This window comes from Vibrio sp. LaRot3, from assembly GCF_027587025.1.
Taxonomy (GTDB): Bacteria; Pseudomonadota; Gammaproteobacteria; order Enterobacterales; family Vibrionaceae; genus Vibrio.
The window spans coordinates 125,441-143,834 of record NZ_JAPPTI010000004.1 but is presented as its reverse complement, the minus strand read 5'-3'; the positions used below and the strand labels follow the sequence as shown (position 1 = coordinate 143,834).

The following is an 18,394-nucleotide window of genomic DNA, read 5'->3' as shown; positions in this document are numbered from 1 at the left end:
GTCAGCCTAGCACCCAGCAATTTCGCCCTTGTTGTTTGGCTTGATAGAGAGCTTGGTCTGCGCTAGTAAATTGCGTAGCCAAGCTTTTTGCTTTATAGGCCGCTAGGCCAAAACTCGCAGTGACTTGCAGCGGTTGACCTAAATGGGTCTTAAATGGATGACTTTCTATCATCACCCGCAAGCTCTCCGCATATTCTTGTAGTTCTTGTTGAGAGATATTGGGTAGTAAGATAAGAAATTCCTCACCACCAATTCTTCCTAGCATTTCACCGTGAGACAAAAACTGCTGCATGATGCTCGTTACGTCACTGAGTACAAGATCTCCGGTATCATGACCAAATTGGTCGTTGATTGATTTGAAATGATCAATATCCAGTACGATGCTAGATAGTTGTTGACGTTTATATAAGCGTTCACCTTCTTCCATGATGAAACGACGATTGGCAATACCGGTTAAAAAGTCAGTGTTCGACAGTTTGTAGAACAAGCGTTTCTTACGGTACTGCCAATAAAGCATCGCGGCGGTAATACAGACAATCAATAACGCAATGAAAGTGATGATGCCAGAGCGATGGCTTTGCAAGCTAAGTAGGCTATTTTCGTGCAGTAAGCGCTGGTTATCCAGTTCGGATTTAAGTGTAGCGACTTGTTGTTGCAAGTTTAGCTGTTGGGTACTTAAGACTTGGTTGTTGTAGCGCTCGAGCCACACATAAGCCAATTGATAGTCGCCCAGATTCGCGTACAGCTCCGCCAGTTCTTTTTGCTTGATGATTGCGTAGCTTGGAAGACGTTTATCGTGTTTTTCAAAGTATTCAATAACGACATCTAGGTGAGGCTGTACAGCTTCGGTTTGTTTAGTTCTAGCATAGTATTGCGCCAGAATGAGATTAAATGATAGTGCACTAAAACCTTGATTTTCGACATCTAGGTTTAACAGCTGTTTGACGTACTCGCCCGCAACAGAAAGATTATTTGAATAGGTGTGCAGAGCGACCAAGCCAAGTAGGTTATTTCTTATTAGATAGTTAGAGTTTAACTCTATCGCCAGTTCCAAGGCTTGTTTGTAGTGTTGATTAGCTTTGAGTAATTTGAGCCCTTTATTGCTTTCTTTTCCCCACTTTAAGTAAGCGTTGGCGATGTTGTAATGGGCGGCAGAGCGCTCTTGTACGCTGTGATCTTTTTCTGCTTGAACAAGAACTTTGTTTTGTAGCGCAATAGACTCAGCAAAATCCCCGTTAAGGTAGTAAAGAATCCCAAGTTGGCTATTGAGATCAGCAATAATGACTTCATCTTTACTGTGCATCAGTAATTGTTGAGCTTCTTTGGCAATGCTTAATGCTTGCCATGAATAACCTTGCTGCATGTACACTGCGCTGTATTGCAGCTTCACGTATCCTTGTTCTTCTTTATCTTGCAGTCGCAGTGCGATGTCTTCTGCTGTTTTGTACCAATTTAGCGCCGCGTCGAATTGGCCAGTCGCTTCGTAAGGCCACGCCATGCGAATGGCTAGATTGAGCATCTGACGAAATTCTTCGGCATTGTTTGGCGTCGGCAGCGTAGTCGTTTCAATAAAATGAATACTTGCTGGGTAATGACCTTGTAGGTTATTTGAAGAAACAAACAGGTGGGCGTATTGGAGTTGTTCTAATACGGATAAAGATTTCACATCAAGTGGTTGGATGATTTCTAGCGCACCTGCTGGGTTAGGTTTGAGTAGGTCAAACCCTTGCTGAATAGCGCTATTTGCCATCAGTCGGAATGGCATGATAAGCAAGAGACAAGCGAGCAGCTTAATAAGATGAGAAATCATGGAACCTGAACGATGTAAAAAGGAAAGGCGCGATTTTACTCGCGCCTCTAGGCTATTAACAATCAAATTAGGTAAAGTACATTAAAAGCTTGATGTATATCTTACTTGACGCTTCTATCAATGATGCTAGTGGTCTAAATATAAGTAATTTTGCCAGCTTTTCATTCGAATAAGCACTTTACGCATAATGGATACATGGGTGAAGCTATCTGAGTAAACCGCCGCCTCAAATGCAGTACCAAGTGGTAGTTGGTACTCACTGAGATCATCGGTAATGCGTAAAGTGACTAACACACGCCCGTTGGTTCTTAGTGCATCCGAGCCAAATAACGCGCCACGAGCTTGGAATTGGCTTTCGCCAATGGCTGGTAACACTTCCACTACTTCACCTTTAAATACTCTGCCCGGTAGTGAGCGGAATAAAAACTCAGCTTCAAAGCCCGGTTTTAGGCGTTGCAATGAGTTTTGACGATACGCTGCGGTATAAAGTAGATCTTCGCTGTGAACAAACGACATCACAGGTGCCAGTGGTAAAGGTACCGCCATAACCCCAGGGCGCAAGGCAACCTGGGTGGCAAAGCCATCTGTTGGTGCGCGCACGGTGGTTTGTTCAAGATCGAACTCAGCTTTACGTAAATCAGCCAACAGTTTCGCGACAGCGGTATTCTCACCACCGATTTCAGAATTAAGGGCGATCTGCGCTTGTTCTACTTTGGTTTGTGCAATCTCTAATGCAGCTTGAGCTGCTTTATACGTTTGGCGACGGGTATCCACTTGCTGTTCTGTGAACGCGCCTTTAGCAAAACCGCGCTGGTATCGAGAGTATTCGCGCTCCGCCTTATCTCGGTCAGCAATCGCTTTTAGCTGTGCCGCTTGTGCTTCTTGTAAGCCGGACTCTAAACCAAGTGCGCCTTGACTGGCTTCTTTGATTTGCGCTTTGATTTTATCGACGGTTGCTTGATATGGGATCGGGTCGATTTTGAATAGGACATCACCTTGCTTAAGAGGCTGGTTTGGAGTCACAGGCACTTCAATGACACGGCCACGAACACCCGATACGATTGGTGTAGAAGAGTAAACTTGGTTACCAATCTGAGTGAAAGGGTGGTTGTAGTTCATCAGCAAAATCAGCGTACCAATGAGCACAACACCGCCTAATACCGCAGTAGGGACGGTCCATTTATTTAGCGGGATGCGAAATACTTTGAAGATGGTAATACATAAAGCGGCATAGGTGAGGATGAGCAGTAGATCCATAATCAGTTCTCCTCACTTTGGTGGTTAGTATTTTCAGGCGACAGAGGCGCTTGATGGCTATCTGATTTTTCAGTGATTAAAGATTGATTAGCCTGTTTTAGTTCACTGACTTCTTGTTGCAGGGTTTGAACTTGGTCAATCAGTATATCGACGCGGTGATGAATATCGTGCTGTTCTTCTTCAAGACGTTGAAAGCCCCAGCCTCGTTCTTTGCGCCAAAGTGTTGCCCATATCCATAAGAATGGCCAAAGCGCATGGAGCGTAAACAAACTGACCCAACCAGCATAATGAATGGCATCTTGATGAGGATGGTCGCGCTCTTTCGATATCTCGTAAGGAATATCGTGAATGACAATAATGCCGTAGAAGATGACCAGAGCGACAAATATCAATAGCCCTAGTGCAAAATAGTCGAGAAACATAATTCATCCTTAAGTAAAAACTCAACAAATAGCATACTTTATAAACGTTAATAATGTGTATCGTTTTCTTTTAATTATTATAGAAAATAATGGAATAAATTATTGAAGAAATTATGTTTTTTTAAAGTAAAAGGCCATGCCGAAATGTCATGGCCTAATGGGAGAGGAGGCTATTCGCAGCAAACTTGGTTACGACCGTTTGCTTTGGCTCGGTACAGTGCTTTGTCGGCTCGGTAGAAGGTTCGTTGGGTGTTTTCGCCTTCACGATGTAAGGTAATTCCAACACTGACGGTGAGGCCGCGCTCGCCAAGAATCTCTTGCCAATTAAATTGGAAGATACGGTCTCGGTAGTTTTCTGCGTGCATTTCAGCTTGAGCGACATTATGGCGCTCCAATATGACTAAGAACTCTTCACCACCAAAGCGAACGCATGATGCTCCGCGGAACTTAAAGTAAGACGCCAATTCTGAAGAGACGTTAACAATAGCTTTATCACCAATTAGGTGGCTCAACTCATCGTTAATGGACTTGAAGTGGTCAATGTCGACAACCAATAGGGCAAAGGGTGTTTCGTGTAGCAGTAAATCTTTGAGTTTTACATCGAGCCAACGGCGGTTGTGCAGCCCAGTAAGTGGGTCGGTGAATACGTCTTGCTGCAATTGAGCTACCGCGTGTTTTTGGTGCTCGGTCGTTTCTTTAAGCTCACGATTTTCGATCTCAGAGAGGATCAGTTTGAGCTGCAGCTCAAAGCGAGACAATCGACGTAATTGGCTAGCGCCCAATTCGCAAATTGGGATCTTTTTCATTAAGTCATTTTCAATACGAAACGCGCGGCGATGGTATTCTAAGGCTTTTTTGTGATTGCCTTGCTTTTCATACACAGATGCGAGTGCGTTACAAAGCTTGAGATTCAGGATCGGTGAGCCCTCACGCTTAATGCGCTTGTGGGCGCTCTCTAAGACCCAATCGGCTAAATGGGTTTTTTCTGCTTCATTTAAGCAGCAACCTAACTCCATGCGGATCATGTTCGAAAGCCAATTGGAGTTAATGTTACCAGCAGCATACTGCACATGGCCTAGGCAACGCATGGCTTCTTCTAGCTTGCCTTGCTGACGCAGTAATTTAGCTTGGTAAAGTAGCGTTTGACCTGCCAGTACTTTATCACTGACTAAAATACCAAGTTCTTCACATTCTTTGATCAAGTCTTTTGCCGCAGAGAGGCGGTTTAACTCAATGTAGCAAGACAGCATGTAGAGCTTGTAACGCAAGCGGAGTGAGCGACTACTAATGGCGTGATCAATGGAGTCAACTTTTTGGTAATAGCGCAGCGCGCGGTTGTGATCGCCATAGGCATCACACAGATTACCCATACCGATAACCGAGGATACATAAGCATCAATGTAGCCGTTGTCTACGGCAATCGTTGAGGAGTTGGTGTATTCATTTAACGCCGCCGCGAAGTCTCCGTGGTCAACCAGACGGTTAGCAAGCAATCCACGTACTTCAAGAATCAGTTCAGCGTCGTTAGGCAAAGTAAGTAACTCTAATGCCGCGCGCAGCTCATCAATGCCTTCTTGGAACTGTTTGAGAGAGGTACGAAATTCAGCGCTAATGATGAGTGTTTGCGCTTTTTCCTGTGGCGTTGTTGCCACATGCTGACGAACGTGATTCCAAAAGATTAAAGCGTCTTCACCGGAGACGGAGGCAGGATCAAGGCCGGCATCTGAGATTTTATTTAAGAAGACTTCCATCATACTAATTGCCTACCTGACTCTCTTCGAGCTGATCCAAGGTGAATGGGAAGGTGAGAATATCTTGTAATTCCACTTTAGGTAATGAGTGCTTTATCCCTTTGCGATGCCAAGGATATATTTCAATCATTTGCGCGAGCACTCTAAAGAAGTCGCTGGCTTCTTTATCTTTTTCAGCCAGAAGAATGCCTAGTCTTTCTGAGCTAAGACGTGCGATAAGATCTTCTGGATTGCATAATGAGTGAGCCAATTCGGCACAAATTTCGAGGCAGCGAGAGTCAGAGTGATGAATCATAATCACTGCGTGATTGGATTTTTTCAGCTCGGTTTTGAATAGGATTAGCTGCTCCCACCAATAAGTTTCCGATACGATTTGAGTTAAATGGTTGTTCGGGTCGTACTCAAACTGTGCTCTAATTCGATTGATAAGCTTACGGGCGCGCTGTTCTAAAATACGTTTCGATGAGCGTGCTTTATCACTGCCTTCTCGGAAGGTTTGTTCGCGCAGCATGTCGTTGCTGTGAGAACGGTATTTTTTAAAAGCATCCAATGCTATGCGGTAGTCGCCAATCTCTTCGGCAACGACAGACTGCTGAAAATAAATCTGTGAAAGCAGCTCGCCATTATCAAACGCATCGGCCGATTGCTCGGCGATGGTCAGTAGTTCATTGGCTTTAGTTGCGTCTTTGCGCAGTAGTTCTAAGCGAGCACGGCTAATGTAAGAGTGCGCTTTCATCCAAGTGAGGTCATTTTCGACCACAAGTTCGTGTGCTTTTTTGGTTGCGAGTTCGGCATCTTCAAGGCGCTCTAACCCTAGTAATGCCAAACCACGAAAATCCCAAATCTCTGCTTGCCAAGTTTTGTTGTTATGATTGCTTAGGTTTTCTGCGGCACTATCTAAGATCGAAAGCATTTCAACATAGTTGTTGAGTAAGTAGTGATCCCACGCGAGTAGAATTTGCGCTTTGCCTTCCAGCCACTCAATACGCTTAATGTTGGCCACCTTGGCCGCAAGTTCATGGGTGGTGAGGGCTAGATTGTATTCGTCGGTAATGCGCCAAACGTTGCCAAGGCCAATCAAAGCTTCAATCTGGAACTCGACCTGATCGACAAATGAAGCTTGCTCGAGTGTTTGAATCCAGAATTGCTGGGCTGAGTAGTATTTAGCTTGGCCCCAGAAGTGAAGCGCATGAATATGTAGAATTTCGGGTAGGCAATCGTCGTTATCGATTTGGCTTATTTTGGTATGAGCGTCTCGGATGCACTTTAAGCCTTTGCGGTAATCCATCAGCGCCCAGTAACATCGAGACATTAAAATTAAACTTTCGATGACACCTTCGGGGTATAAGATTTGATTGGCCCGGAATGCGCATTGTTCAGCAATCGCCAACACGGCTTCCGGCTCAAATTCCACGCGCGGCTTAAGCTGTTCGATTTCTATTTCTAGCAATTGCTGGCTTTTATCCAATGAATCAATTCCTTAACAGCAAACGGCGATAATACAAAAGCATTATATGAATAGCAGCATGTCATTCGCTACAAAAAGTACCATCTGATCGATGGTTTAATGGGCTACTTCACATTAATGATAATTATGAAAGGAGTTGGCGCAGTGTCAAAGGCGATTGTGTTAAGCCAAGGTTTTGTGCTGCCGTTGCCCCTTGCTTATCTTGGTAGCAAAGATTATGCCATGCTCTAAAAATATCCAATACTGGAAGCAGGCCAGCTGGGCGTAATTTGCGACGAGGTTCGTTAATGAAACCTTCAAACAAAAGTTGGAATCGATTTTGGTAGAACTCAGTTTTTCCGATTGAGGCCTTGTTCAACCAAAGACGTGGGTTATTGTTAGTACCTGCAAGGTAACAGATGCCTTTAGCTTGTGCGCCTGAATGAGCGATTGCCCAGCGGTCTCGCCACCACCCCATGTGCACAATGTCAATTTTGTCTAAACTGCGATTCAGCTGCCAATTTGCATCTTCTTCAACGTACATTAAATCGACCGAATCAGATTTAATTTTCGGCAAACAAACACTTAAAGCGGCAGATCTTAGCACTGGGTCTTGCGGCAAATAGATCGAAACTTGCCGCTCTTGGTCGCACATATCCAACACATGTAAGAAATGAGCATACGAGGTGTAAGGTGGACGAATTAATGCCCCTTTTGAAGGGTAATTGAAGACAGTGAGGTTACCCATTGGGTCTTCGACGTTGCCACGAGCCAAGATGGTTTGATATTGCTGATCAATTCTTTCGCGCAGAACGGGAGAGGGCTCAGGTGCGGGTTGATTCGCTTCTGAATAGTGTTCTCTAGACACAAAACGAGCCGACGAATCGAAAGGGTTATGATCCACCTCTCCGATGGGTTCTTCTTCCGCCGAATAATTGACATGCTGACAAAGGATATAGCCAGAGTGAGCTTCACCGGTGGCTATCCACAGTACGCCGTTATTACTTTTTGGCTGTAATGGCATGTAGTGGGAGGCAAGTTCGTAGTGCTCAGCATGGTTGACCCAACGAGCGTCGAACATCGCGAGCTTGCGGCGGCATCGGCTGGCAATATGATCAACATGGTCGTAAAACGTCTTTGGATTAATCTCTAGCTTGCGGCAAATTTCACGCACCGAGTAGCCCATAAAGAGCAAACCAAGGAGGTTTTCTTGAAAAGCGAGTTTTTTGTTTATCCCAGACCACTTATCAACAAAGGTGGATTGGCAGCATTTACAGCGGTAACGTTGGCGATCGCCACTGTAGCCAAAGGCATGATAAAGGTGCTTATGGGTATGAACAGAGAGGCCGAAGTAGTCACACCTGTCGTTACGACACGCAGGCAGACCTTCACAATGAAGCTGTCTTAAACGTTGTAACTCGTTGAGGACTTCTTGGTTGTTAAGTAAGGGGGGGAAAGCGCCACACTCGCGGCAAACCATCGCAGGTCGCTTAGGGTTAGCATGTTGCACAATGTAATGCTGTGCATCACTCAATCCAAAGTTGTCACACGCCAATGTTTTACAAAAGTTGAGTTGTAACCCGTTTGCTTCCTTAGGCAGGTTGCCTGATGTCACAATCGCCCCCTCGGGATAATTTGGGCTGCCAAGAAGTATTCTTGGCAGCGAAGACAAAGCGTTTAGATATTGATTGCAGTTTCAAGTGCCACTTTCATCATATCGTTGAACGATTTTTGACGCTCTTCTGAGCTTAGTTTTTCACCACGGATGATGTGGTCAGAAACAGTTAGGATAGTCAGTGCTTTAGCACCTAGGTCAGCGGCTACGCCGTAGATACCCGCAGCTTCCATATCAACACCTAGAATGCCTAGTTTTTCCATCTTCTCGAAGATGTCAGCTTCTGGAGTGTAGAAAAGGTCTGCAGAGAATACGTTACCTACTTTAACTGGTACTTCTTGTGCACGTGCTTGGTTTACCGCTTCTTCTAGTAGACCGTAGTCAGCGATAGCCGCGAAATCGTGGTTGTTGAAGCGAATACGGTTTACTTTAGAGTCCGTAGACGCGCCCATACCGATCACAACGTCCATTAGTTTAACGTCGTCACGTACTGCACCACAGCTACCTACGCGGATTACGTTTTTCACGCCGTATTCAGCGATCAATTCGTGAACGTAGATACAGCATGATGGGATACCCATACCATGGCCCATTACAGATACTTTTTTACCTTTGTAAGTGCCTGTGTAACCGAACATATTACGTACATCACATACTTGTTTAACATCGTCTAGGAAAGTTTCTGCGATGTATTTAGCGCGTAGTGGGTCGCCTGGCATTAGAACAGTTTCTGCGAAATCACCAGGTTGAGCGTTAATGTGTGGGGTTGCCATAGTCGTTACTCCAATGAGTTAGTAAGTTCTGATTACTAATTATGTTGAACTTCAATAAATCTGTTGAAGCCATACTAGCTAGATATGGCGGGATTCCTTGAGAAGCTCGTCACAAAAAATGCGGATTATGCCATTCTAACGCCCCTTGATAACTAATTTTGTTGAAAGTGGTAATGCAATCGATTCGGGAAACGTTTGCGAAATATTCAATCAGTTGTATCGATGGTAAAAATCCTCTCATTAAGCTGAAAGTTAACCTTCGAAAGAGGTTTGTTGTACAGAGTTGTACGTAAAAATTTTTTGTATAATTCATGATCTTTATGCTAATACTTATACGTATATTAATTTTGTACAACTTTACTGAGCGGAGTAATTACCATGGATACAAAAATTAAAGTTGGCGTAAGTGCATGTGTGTTGGGCGAGAAAGTACGATTTGATGGCGGTCATAAGCGCAGCCGTTTTGTACACCAAGAGTTAGCGACTCATTTTGACTTTCTTTCTATCTGTCCGGAAGTGGAATCTGGCATGCCGGTGCCTCGTCCGACTATCCGCTTAATCTCAGACAAAGAGCGTGTCGCGTTAGTCGAGACAAAAGACGCGACAAAAGAACACACTCAAACCATGGTGAATTACGCCGAGCAGCGTGTTAGCGGCTTAGCGAAGCAAGATTTGTGCGGCTACATTGTTTGTGCGAAATCGCCAACTTGTGGCATGGAGCGCGTCAAAATTTACGGCAAACATAATGCCGATAATAATGGGGTTGGCTTATATACTCAGCAGTTGATGAAACAGATGCCTTGGTTGCCAATAGAAGAAGATGGTCGTTTGAATGACCCAGTTCTGAAAGAGAACTTTGTGGCTCGTGTATTTTGTTTAAATGATTTTTATCAATCCATGGCAGGTGAGCCGACACCGGGAAAAATCGTCGCTTTTCACTCTCGTTATAAATTGACCTTAATGGCACATCACCCTGCGTCGTATAAAGCGCTAGGAAAATTGGTGGCGAATGTGAAGGATTACCAGCCAGAAGAGTTTTACCACATTTATCGTAATGGGTTGATGACAGCGATGACTCATCGAGCAAGTCGTAAGAACAACACTAACGTATTGATGCACATCCAAGGTTACTTCAAACGTAATCTGCAAAAATCGGAACGTGCAGAGTTAACCCAAACAATTCATGATTATCGTGTTGGTGTGCTACCACTACTTGCACCATTGGTCCTTCTAAAACATCATATGAGTCGTTATCCATCTAACTATCTAAATCATCAAACGTTTTTTAACCCTCATCCACAGGAGTTACGTCTACGCTATGGATTGTGACAACAAGCTTTATGCGATTCGTGAAGTGGCGGAGCTGACTGGAGTAAAACCGGTTACGCTTCGTGCTTGGCAGCGCCGTTATAACATTATTCAGCCTCAGAGAACGGAAAAAGGCCATCGTTTATACACAGAGCAGCATCTGGAGCAAATAAAAGCAATTCAAGGCTGGCTGGCAAAAGGGGTCGCGATTGGCAAGGTGAAAGGCTTGCTAGAAAGTGGCGATTTGAACGCTTCGGTTAATGAACAATCCTCTCGGCTAGATGAAGTTGAGCCTCTATTGCAGGCTCTTTCTGAGCTTAATCGCCAACGTGCTGAATCGATTGTTACAACGGTTTTTAAAGAGTACCCATTGAATATTGTGCAGTCGCGGTTTGTTACACCTATTTTTGCTGCCATTGAACAAATGAAAAAGGGTCAGCGAAGCCTCCATTTCGGTTTGATTCAGTCAATATTGAGCGTGCAGCTTGGTGAGATAATTGAATCTGAAAATAAGGCGGCGCACAAAGGCAAATGTTTAGTCGTGAGTTTTGACCCTCTTGGCTCACTCAGTCTAAAAATGTGGTCGCTAAGTTTGCTTGAGAAAGGATTGCATATCAGCTTGCTAGAAGGAGTCTCGGACGTTTCTGGTTTGATTGACCATGCTTCTATCGGCAGCTTTACTCATTTGGCTCTGCACAGTTCACAAGCGCCTTCGGCAACGCAGGTCAAACTGCTCAGCCGCCTGTCGGAGCAGATGGGGGAGAAAATGATCCCTAATGATTTGCTCTCTTCATTAATGGCAGTCACCAGTTAGGGTTAGGTCGGTACATAGATTTTAAGGTATGGGTATGCAATTAGTTTGGTTTAGGCGCGATTTACGAGTAGAAGACAACACCGCCTTGATTGAGGCAACGCGAACAGGCGAGCCAGTTGTTGCGGTGTATATTGCCACACCCAAAACATGGCAAAGCCATGACTTAGCACCCATTCAAGCCGATTTAATATTTCGTCGCTTGAGTTGTTTGCAGCGCGACCTTGCGATTCTCAATATCGAGCTGTTGTACATGCAAGTGGACACGTTTTCAGACAGCGTCGACGCCTTGCAAAGCCTAGCGGTTTCTCTCGATGTCACTCATATCCATTTGAATCGAGAGTACGAGTGGAATGAAAGCCAGCGCGATGCTCGGTTACAAAGCAGCTTATCATCGACTTCTATCGAGCTGCTTTGCCATCATGATAAATGCCTGTTTGCGCCCGGTTCAGTCGTTAACAAGCAGCAGCAATATTACAAAGTTTTCACGCCCTTCAAGCGTGCTTATTTAGCGCGATTATCAGGCCAGCCTTTGATGGTATCTAAACCAACGGTTGTTAGGAAAACTGATGGCCTAAACCAACATGAACTTAGGTTTAGCCCCGAGTGTCGTTTTGATTATCCTCGTAAATCTAGCCAAAGTTACCAAGCGGAAACGAAAGCGATTCGTCAATTGTTACGCGATTTTTGTACCGACTCCGTCGATGATTACCATCAGCAGCGAGACTTTCCAGCTTTGTATGGTACAAGCAAAATTTCACCTTATTTGGCAATAGGCGCATTGTCGATTCGTCAATGTTTAGCGCGTTTGTTCTACGGTCAGCAACCGCCAATGAGTGCAGGTAGAGAAATATGGCAAAGTGAACTGGTGTGGCGTGACTTCTATCAGCATTTGATTCACTTTGAACCTAAACTGTCTAAAGGGCACAACTTTGTGAGCTGGGCAGATAATATTCATTGGCACCACGATCCTGACAAGTTAGCGGCTTGGCAGCAGGGCAATACGGGTTATCCGATAGTTGATGCCGCCATGCGACAGCTGAATAACACCGGTTGGATGCATAACCGTCTGCGAATGATTGTCGCGAGCTTTTTGACTAAGCACTTACATATTCATTGGCGTCACGGTGAGCGCTACTTTATGGCTAATCTTATTGATGGCGATTACCCTGCCAATAATGGCGGTTGGCAGTGGAGCGCTTCCACAGGCTGCGATGCTCAACCTTATTTCCGGATTTTCAATCCGATGGCGCAAAGTGAGAAATTTGATGCCAAAGGAGAGTTTATTCGCCATTGGTTGCCAGAGCTTGCAGATGTGCCAGATAAGTTTATTCATCAGCCTTGGTTATGGGCCAATGTTAGTAGCTTGTCATATCCGTCGCCAATAGTTGATCACAAAACCGAAAGGGCGCTAACCTTGCAAATGTTTAAACAAGCGAAGGATTCTTAATATGCTGCGAAAGCTGCTCGTGATTGTCTGTTGTATGAGTACTCCTTTATGGGCGAAGAGTTATGACTTACCTATCGAAGGCAGTAGCATTGTAGGGCGCACTCAATTTCACCAAGTGGAAAAAGGGCAAAGCCTTGCGGATATCGCAAAAGATTACGATGTGGGTTTTCTCTCTTTAATGGCCGCTAACCAAGGGATCGACCCTTTTTTGCCGCCAGAAGGTTATGTGTTAACAATTCCAACGCAGATTATTTTGCCCAATGTGCAACGTAAAGGCATTGTGATCAATCTTGCCGAGTTGCGTTTGTACTACTTTGAGCCTCAGTTAAACAAGGTACACATCTTTCCGGTCGGCATTGGTCGGATTGGGCGAGATACGCCTGAAATGGTAACAACGATCAGTCAAAAGCGGCCAAATCCAACGTGGACACCGCCAAGTTCCATTCGCAAAGAGTATTTAGCGAAAGGTGTTGAGCTACCTGCGGTTGTGCCTGCTGGGCCTGACAATCCGCTTGGTGAGTATGCACTGCGCTTGGCATATGGGGTAGGCGATTACCTTATCCATGGCACGAATAAAGATTTTGGTATTGGGCTGCGGGTAAGCTCGGGTTGTATTCGTATGAACCCTAAAGATATTTCGTGGTTGTTTGCGCAGGTGAATTTAGGTGAGCGAGTGACGGTGATCAATGAACCTATCAAAGTTGCTTTAGAGCCTGATAGAAGTGTGTTTATCGAAGCTCATGAGCCGCTAACACGCAGCGATGGTAGTAAAAAAATACTCGAGCTACCTCAAGAGCTGCAATGGTGGCTGCAAGCTTCTCAGCAATCAGACACCAAAGCCAAAGCGGTGATATTGGCGCAAAATGGTGTTCCTGTTGAGATTGTTCCACCCACGTTTACCTATTAAAGGCTTAGCTCTGCGTTAAGCCTTTATCAACGAGGGCGACATGCGTTTCGCCCTCTTTGCTTCCTTTCAATAACGACTTATTCTGCGACTCCGCCCTGGGTTAGTTTCGCAGGGTCAAGCAGGCGTTCTAGCGTTGCTCGATCAAGATCCGTTTCTTGCTCGGCAACATCAATGATCGCTCGCCCTTCTTTGTAAGCTTTTTTCGCAATTTCTGCGGCTTTAAGATAGCCAATAACAGGGTTTAGCGCAGTAACCAATATTGGGTTTTTCGCCAGCGCCAGTTGAAGGTTATCTTCACGAACAGTGAACGTTGCAATCGCTTTATCCGCAAGTGCCGCTGCGCTGCTGCTGAGCAGTTCAATACTTTCTAAAATGTTGTGAGCGATCACGGGGAGCATCACGTTGAGTTGGAAGTTACCCGCTTGGCCGCCAATCGTAATGGTGGTGTCGTTGCCAATCACTTGTGCGGCCGCCATCGCAGCTGCCTCAGGGATTACAGGGTTAACCTTGCCCGGCATGATTGATGAGCCAGGTTGTAACCCTTGAAGTTCAATTTCACCTAAGCCTGCCAGTGGACCCGAGTTCATCCAACGAAGATCATTCGCCATTTTCATAATCGCAACGGCTGCTGTTTTTAGTGAGCCGGACAAAGCGACGATCGCATCTTGGCTACTTAGGTTGAAGAAGAAGTTATCGCTAGCGGTAAACTCAATACGAGTTGCTTGAGTGAGGTTATCGGCAAACGCAGCCGCAAAGCGGGGATCGGCGTTGATACCGGTACCCACGGCTGTTCCCCCTTGCGCCAGCGCTTTCACCGCTTTTAAACTCTGCTCAATAGAGTGTTTAGCGTGCTCTATTTGATATTGCCACCCGCCAAGCTCTTGATCAAAGGTGATTGGCATGGCGTCCATAAGGTGGGTGCGGCCTGTTTTTACACTTTGACCAACTTCTTCACGCTTAGCTTCAAGTTGTTTAATCAGGTGATCAAAGGCTGGCAGTAATTGGTTTTCGATGGTCAGTACTGAGCTTACTTGTATTGCTGTAGGGATAACGTCGTTACTGCTTTGTCCCATGTTGACGTGATCGTTTGGATTAACATCACCGCCCAATTGCGTAGAGGCTAAAGTGGCGATCACTTCATTGGCATTCATATTGGAGCTAGTGCCTGAACCTGTCTGATAAACGTCAATCGGGAAATGTTCGATATGTTTACCTTCGATAATGTCTTGCGCTGCGTCGGCAATCGCGTTGGCGATATCGCCCTCGAGTAGACCTAGTTGTGCATTGGTTAATGCGGCAGTTTGTTTAATATAGGCGAGGGCTTGGATAAAAGAAACGGGCATTTTGTGCTGGCTGAAATGAAAATTATCAACCGCACGCTGGGTTTGAGCTTGGTAAAGCGCGTTACTTGGTACTTTAACTTCGCCCATACTGTCCGTTTCAATACGAAATTCCTGTGTCATAAAGAATCCTTTTGTTTCATTGGTTTAATCTAATGGTGCTTGAACGCACTGTAGTTGTTGTTGTAGGTGGAGAAACTTGATATCGCCATCGTCCCATTGGTAGTAGAAACGTTTTAGGCATAGCAGTGGGGTATGGATTGAGTCTAGACAAACACGGCGGAAGATACGACTGCGAGTAGGATCTTGAATCGCATCGAGCAGGTGAAAGTAGAGCTTTCTTAAGTACAGTTCACACAGCAGCACACTTTCAAACTCAGCATCGGGTTCATAATAGGATGAGAGTGTCAGTGCCCAGTGGATGTAATCTTGAATGACGTCTGGTTCAAAGCCATCAGCAGGCATGTCGGTAATAAAGCGATCGTGTGCTTTGAAGTAGGCATTGTAGACGGGCTGTAGTGGTTCCATAATCACCTCACTGATAATGTAATGATAATTATTATCAATTAATGGTACTATGGCAACCCCTGTAAAAATAAGGGATTAGATGACTTTTATTTTGATAGTGCGCTCATTAGAGCGCACTCACTTTGATTTAGCGAAGTTGGTTTAAAACCGCAAGCAGGGAAGGCTCAATATGATGGCCGAGCGCTTTGACCTCAGCACTTGGCTCGACCAAGTCTGGGATCTGATAGGTGGTCATTTGTGCGGCAACCGCTGAAATCACACCGTTGTTAGAGTCTTCAAAAGCGATACAGTCTTTTGGTTCTACCCCTAAACGTTGCGCGGCAAGATGATAGATTTCTGGGTCAGGCTTGCCATGGGTGACTTCGTCGCCACAAGTGATGCCATCAAAGTATTGATCAATACCCGCCAGTTTTAGCTTCGTTGTTGCGAGATCTTTGTGCGTTGACGTGGCGACAGCAGTGGCAATGCCGTTAGCACGTAACCAGGTTAATAGCTCAACGACCCCTTCTTTTAGCGGAATAGCTTGATGACGAACAATAGCATCGTAGTTCTTGCGCCATTCTGGGTGCAGTCTATCGAGATCGTCTCCGTAAGCATCGCGGAAGATCTTTTCAATCCCAGCCGCATTGCGGCCAATAATGGATAAGTAAACATCTTCATAGAAGGGTAGCTCGACGGTTTGGCAAGCTTGTTTGAAAACGCGCATGCAAACTCGTTCTGTATCGAGTAGCAGACCGTCCATATCAAAAATAGCAGCTTTGATTTTCATTTAAGTACAGCACAATCGTTAAACGTAAAGAGCCGTCATTGTGGCATGAATAGCGTTAACTCGCGATTGAAATATCAACAATTTTCAATTGTATGATGAGAGAAAGTATATCGACTTCAACTAGCAACTGGTTACAATGGCGTAACATTAATAAAATAAGGATGCAGTGGAATGGAGATGAAAAACGTCGCCTTTGTTGGCTTAGGTGTGATGGGTTACCCGATGGCAGGTTACTTGAGTCAATCAGGACACAACACCAAGGTGTACAATCGAACTCTAGCTAAAGCGCATCAGTGGCAGCAAGACTACCAAGGTGTAGCATGTGAGACGCCAAAACAAGCAGCGCAAGAGAGCGATATCGTGTTTGTGTGTGTGGGTAACGATGATGACGTGCGCAGCGTGGTTTATGGTGAACAAGGCATTCTTGCAGGTTTAAAGCCTGGTGCAGTACTTGTCGACCATACGACGACCTCTGCAGAGCTGGCAATTGAGTTGGCTAATGCGGCTCAAGCGCAAGGGATTCAATTTATTGATGCGCCCGTATCCGGTGGTCAAGCAGGGGCTGAAAATGGCGTACTAACCATTATGTGTGGCGGTGAGTCTCAGACGTTTGAACAAGTTAAGCCAGTTATGGACTGCTACGCCAAGCAAATCACCTTATTGGGTGAAAATGGTCAAGGTCAGCGCTGCAAGATGGTTAACCAAATATGCATTGGTGGTGTGTTACAAGGGTTAAGCGAAGCGCTGCTATTGGCTGAAAAAGCCGGTTTGGACATCGCTCAAGTAGTCGACACGCTGAAGCATGGCGCTGCGGGATCATGGCAGATGGAAAATCGTGCGGCGACCATGGCTCAAGATAAATTTGATTTTGGTTTTGCTATTGATTGGATGAGAAAAGATCTCGGCTTCTGTTTACAAGAAGCGGAGCGATTCAATTTAGAACTGCCGTTAACTAAGCAAGTGGATCAGCGTTACGCAGAGTTGCAAAAACAGGGCTTAGGTCGAATGGATACTTCAGTGCTTATCAAGGCGTTAAAACGCTAAATGGTTCGACATTGATGATTAAACAAAAGGCTTGGTTATTTACCAAGCCTTTTGTCTTTTTAAACATAGATCCCATGGGGAACGATAGAATTTACCAAACTAGAGCTGCACCAATTGCGAAGTTGGTTTCTGAACGGTTATTGATGGGTTTGGCATAATTCGCTTCAACAAACACTTTAAACCATTCAACCGGAACATAAGAAACACCGGCGTAGCTATTGTTGAGTGTGCCATCACTTCCATTTTGCTCTTCCTCGTAAACCACTTCATGGCCTGCGTAACCAGTGACACCTTCGACAAAGGCGATTTGCCCTGATACTGCAAAGGCGTCTTTATCAACAGAGCGGCTCGGCGATGATTGGTTGTCAAAATCCTGATGGTAATAGGTTGCACCAAAGTTTGTATCACCCATTTCAAAGCGTAGTGTGGTTTGAAAATAGGTGGCATCCGTTAAGTTATTCGCCAAATGGGTTTCGGTATGACCAACCCCAGCGATTAACGCCATATCGCCTAAATTGTACTGGCCAAACAACTCTTTAACAGTTCGTTGTTGGTCACCATCTTCAAAGCCGTATGTGGCGTTGATAGTAAAGAGTTCGTTCGCGTATTTGTACTTAAGTGTATCGCCTTTGACACCTACGGCGTTTAGGTTGGCTTCGCCACCGAAGGCTTCCGAATAGTCGATGCCATTCAAATCATCGGATGACGTTGCGTGCTTGCCATACGTGAGCTGGCCGAACGGCTCAGTATAGATACCCGCATAGTATTGAGAGATGAATAGGTCGTCTTCATCTTTGTCTTCATCGGCATCAAGGTTAATTTGCGCTTCGGTTCCGCCCGCAATAGATATCATATCAGTGATGGCGTAACGCCCTTCTACACCTATTTTGGAGTCACCAAAACTGTAGTCATTATCTTCGTGATCGAGAAATAAGGCTCTGGCTTTCACTAAGCCATAAAAATGCAAGTAAGCAATGTCGTTGTCTATCGCTTCATAGCTAAATGCAGGGGCGCTAATGCCAAACAAAGTGAGCAGAGACAAAATGTGGGCTTTCATGGTTCGTCCATTAATCCATATTGTGGTTGAGTATCGAGCAACCCGTGAGTCAGCTGGAAAATATAATATAAATACCCAGTCGAATTTGTCTCATATTTGATAAGT

Annotated in this window: 16 protein-coding genes; 5 read left to right on the top strand and 11 right to left on the bottom strand. The window is 45.1% G+C overall.

Annotated elements, in window-relative coordinates; all coding sequences use genetic code 11:
- Position 1 precedes the first annotated feature (1 nt).
- The 7 genes from OH461_RS11220 to deoD form a co-directional block, all read right to left on the bottom strand.
- Complete coding sequence (locus OH461_RS11220) at positions 2–1,810, bottom strand: tetratricopeptide repeat-containing diguanylate cyclase (RefSeq protein WP_270020706.1); 1,809 nt, start codon at positions 1,808–1,810, stop codon at positions 2–4.
- Between the two features lie 126 nt (positions 1,811–1,936).
- Positions 1,937–3,067, bottom strand: a complete 1,131-nt coding sequence (locus OH461_RS11215; RefSeq protein ID WP_270020705.1) for an HlyD family secretion protein — start codon at positions 3,065–3,067, stop codon at positions 1,937–1,939.
- 2 nt (positions 3,068–3,069) lie between these two features.
- The gene (locus OH461_RS11210; RefSeq protein WP_270020704.1) at positions 3,070–3,489 is read right to left on the bottom strand and encodes a DUF3302 domain-containing protein; all 420 of its coding nucleotides are present in this window, start codon (positions 3,487–3,489) and stop codon (positions 3,070–3,072) included.
- Between the two features lie 170 nt (positions 3,490–3,659).
- Positions 3,660–5,240, bottom strand: a complete 1,581-nt coding sequence (locus OH461_RS11205) for a diguanylate cyclase (RefSeq protein ID WP_270020828.1) — start codon at positions 5,238–5,240, stop codon at positions 3,660–3,662.
- 4 nt (positions 5,241–5,244) lie between these two features.
- Positions 5,245–6,708, bottom strand: a complete 1,464-nt coding sequence (locus OH461_RS11200) for a hypothetical protein (protein ID WP_270020703.1) — start codon at positions 6,706–6,708, stop codon at positions 5,245–5,247.
- A gap of 124 nt (positions 6,709–6,832) precedes the next feature.
- Positions 6,833–8,302, bottom strand: coding sequence for a lactate dehydrogenase (locus tag OH461_RS11195; protein ID WP_270020702.1), 1,470 nt, complete (start codon positions 8,300–8,302; stop codon positions 6,833–6,835).
- Positions 8,303–8,364: 62 nt separating this feature from the next.
- On the bottom strand, positions 8,365–9,075 hold the full coding sequence (gene deoD, locus OH461_RS11190; protein ID WP_053439710.1) for a purine-nucleoside phosphorylase: 711 nt from the start codon (positions 9,073–9,075) through the stop codon (positions 8,365–8,367).
- Between the two features lie 378 nt (positions 9,076–9,453).
- Here deoD and OH461_RS11185 point away from each other — a divergent pair, with 378 nt between their 5' ends.
- From OH461_RS11185 to OH461_RS11170, 4 genes are read left to right on the top strand one after another with little or no spacing between them, the layout of a single operon-like run.
- Positions 9,454–10,404, top strand: coding sequence for a YbgA family protein (locus OH461_RS11185; protein WP_270020701.1), 951 nt, complete (start codon positions 9,454–9,456; stop codon positions 10,402–10,404).
- Positions 10,394–11,197 carry a MerR family transcriptional regulator gene (locus tag OH461_RS11180; RefSeq protein ID WP_270020700.1) on the top strand — a complete coding sequence of 268 codons (804 nt, stop codon included), beginning with the start codon at positions 10,394–10,396 and terminating at the stop codon, positions 11,195–11,197. The genes OH461_RS11185 and OH461_RS11180 overlap by 11 nt, the downstream gene beginning before the upstream one ends.
- A gap of 34 nt (positions 11,198–11,231) precedes the next feature.
- Positions 11,232–12,644: a deoxyribodipyrimidine photo-lyase gene (phrB, locus tag OH461_RS11175; protein WP_270020699.1), complete on the top strand. Its 1,413-nt coding sequence runs from the start codon at positions 11,232–11,234 to the stop codon at positions 12,642–12,644.
- A 1-nt stretch (position 12,645) separates the two neighbouring features.
- Positions 12,646–13,551, top strand: a complete 906-nt coding sequence (locus OH461_RS11170) for a L,D-transpeptidase family protein (protein ID WP_270020698.1) — start codon at positions 12,646–12,648, stop codon at positions 13,549–13,551.
- A 77-nt stretch (positions 13,552–13,628) separates the two neighbouring features.
- Here the strand turns inward: OH461_RS11170 and OH461_RS11165 are convergent, their stop codons facing one another.
- The 3 genes from OH461_RS11165 to OH461_RS11155 form a co-directional block, all read right to left on the bottom strand.
- The gene (locus tag OH461_RS11165; protein ID WP_270020697.1) at positions 13,629–15,014 is read right to left on the bottom strand and encodes a class II fumarate hydratase; all 1,386 of its coding nucleotides are present in this window, start codon (positions 15,012–15,014) and stop codon (positions 13,629–13,631) included.
- Between the two features lie 24 nt (positions 15,015–15,038).
- Positions 15,039–15,419, bottom strand: coding sequence for a hypothetical protein (locus OH461_RS11160; RefSeq protein ID WP_270020696.1), 381 nt, complete (start codon positions 15,417–15,419; stop codon positions 15,039–15,041).
- A gap of 127 nt (positions 15,420–15,546) precedes the next feature.
- Entirely contained in the window at positions 15,547–16,188 is a 642-nt protein-coding gene (locus OH461_RS11155) for an HAD family hydrolase (RefSeq protein ID WP_270020695.1), read from the bottom strand.
- Positions 16,189–16,359: 171 nt separating this feature from the next.
- Between OH461_RS11155 and OH461_RS11150 the strand changes: the two genes are divergently transcribed.
- Positions 16,360–17,232, top strand: a complete 873-nt coding sequence (locus tag OH461_RS11150; RefSeq protein ID WP_270020694.1) for an NAD(P)-dependent oxidoreductase — start codon at positions 16,360–16,362, stop codon at positions 17,230–17,232.
- Between the two features lie 91 nt (positions 17,233–17,323).
- Here OH461_RS11150 and OH461_RS11145 read toward each other — a convergent pair whose 3' ends face one another.
- Entirely contained in the window at positions 17,324–18,289 is a 966-nt protein-coding gene (locus OH461_RS11145; protein WP_270020693.1) for a porin, read from the bottom strand.
- Between the last annotated feature and the right edge of the window lie 105 nt (positions 18,290–18,394).

Bases quoted from the DNA above. Each gene is read 5' to 3' on its own strand.
- OH461_RS11220 (WP_270020706.1), bottom strand. From the start codon at position 1,810: ATGATTTCTCATCTTATTAAGCTGCTCGCTTGTCTCTTGCTTATCATG.
- OH461_RS11215 (WP_270020705.1), bottom strand. From the start codon at position 3,067: ATGGATCTACTGCTCATCCTCACCTATGCCGCTTTATGTATTACCATC.
- OH461_RS11210 (WP_270020704.1), bottom strand. From the start codon at position 3,489: ATGTTTCTCGACTATTTTGCACTAGGGCTATTGATATTTGTCGCTCTG.
- OH461_RS11205 (WP_270020828.1), bottom strand. From the start codon at position 5,240: ATGGAAGTCTTCTTAAATAAAATCTCAGATGCCGGCCTTGATCCTGCC.
- deoD (WP_053439710.1), bottom strand. From the start codon at position 9,075: ATGGCAACCCCACACATTAACGCTCAACCTGGTGATTTCGCAGAAACT.
- OH461_RS11185 (WP_270020701.1), top strand. From the start codon at position 9,454: ATGGATACAAAAATTAAAGTTGGCGTAAGTGCATGTGTGTTGGGCGAG.
- OH461_RS11180 (WP_270020700.1), top strand. From the start codon at position 10,394: ATGGATTGTGACAACAAGCTTTATGCGATTCGTGAAGTGGCGGAGCTG.
- phrB (WP_270020699.1), top strand. From the start codon at position 11,232: ATGCAATTAGTTTGGTTTAGGCGCGATTTACGAGTAGAAGACAACACC.
- OH461_RS11170 (WP_270020698.1), top strand. From the start codon at position 12,646: ATGCTGCGAAAGCTGCTCGTGATTGTCTGTTGTATGAGTACTCCTTTA.
- OH461_RS11165 (WP_270020697.1), bottom strand. From the start codon at position 15,014: ATGACACAGGAATTTCGTATTGAAACGGACAGTATGGGCGAAGTTAAA.
- OH461_RS11160 (WP_270020696.1), bottom strand. From the start codon at position 15,419: ATGGAACCACTACAGCCCGTCTACAATGCCTACTTCAAAGCACACGAT.
- OH461_RS11155 (WP_270020695.1), bottom strand. From the start codon at position 16,188: ATGAAAATCAAAGCTGCTATTTTTGATATGGACGGTCTGCTACTCGAT.
- OH461_RS11150 (WP_270020694.1), top strand. From the start codon at position 16,360: ATGGAGATGAAAAACGTCGCCTTTGTTGGCTTAGGTGTGATGGGTTAC.
- OH461_RS11145 (WP_270020693.1), bottom strand. From the start codon at position 18,289: ATGAAAGCCCACATTTTGTCTCTGCTCACTTTGTTTGGCATTAGCGCC.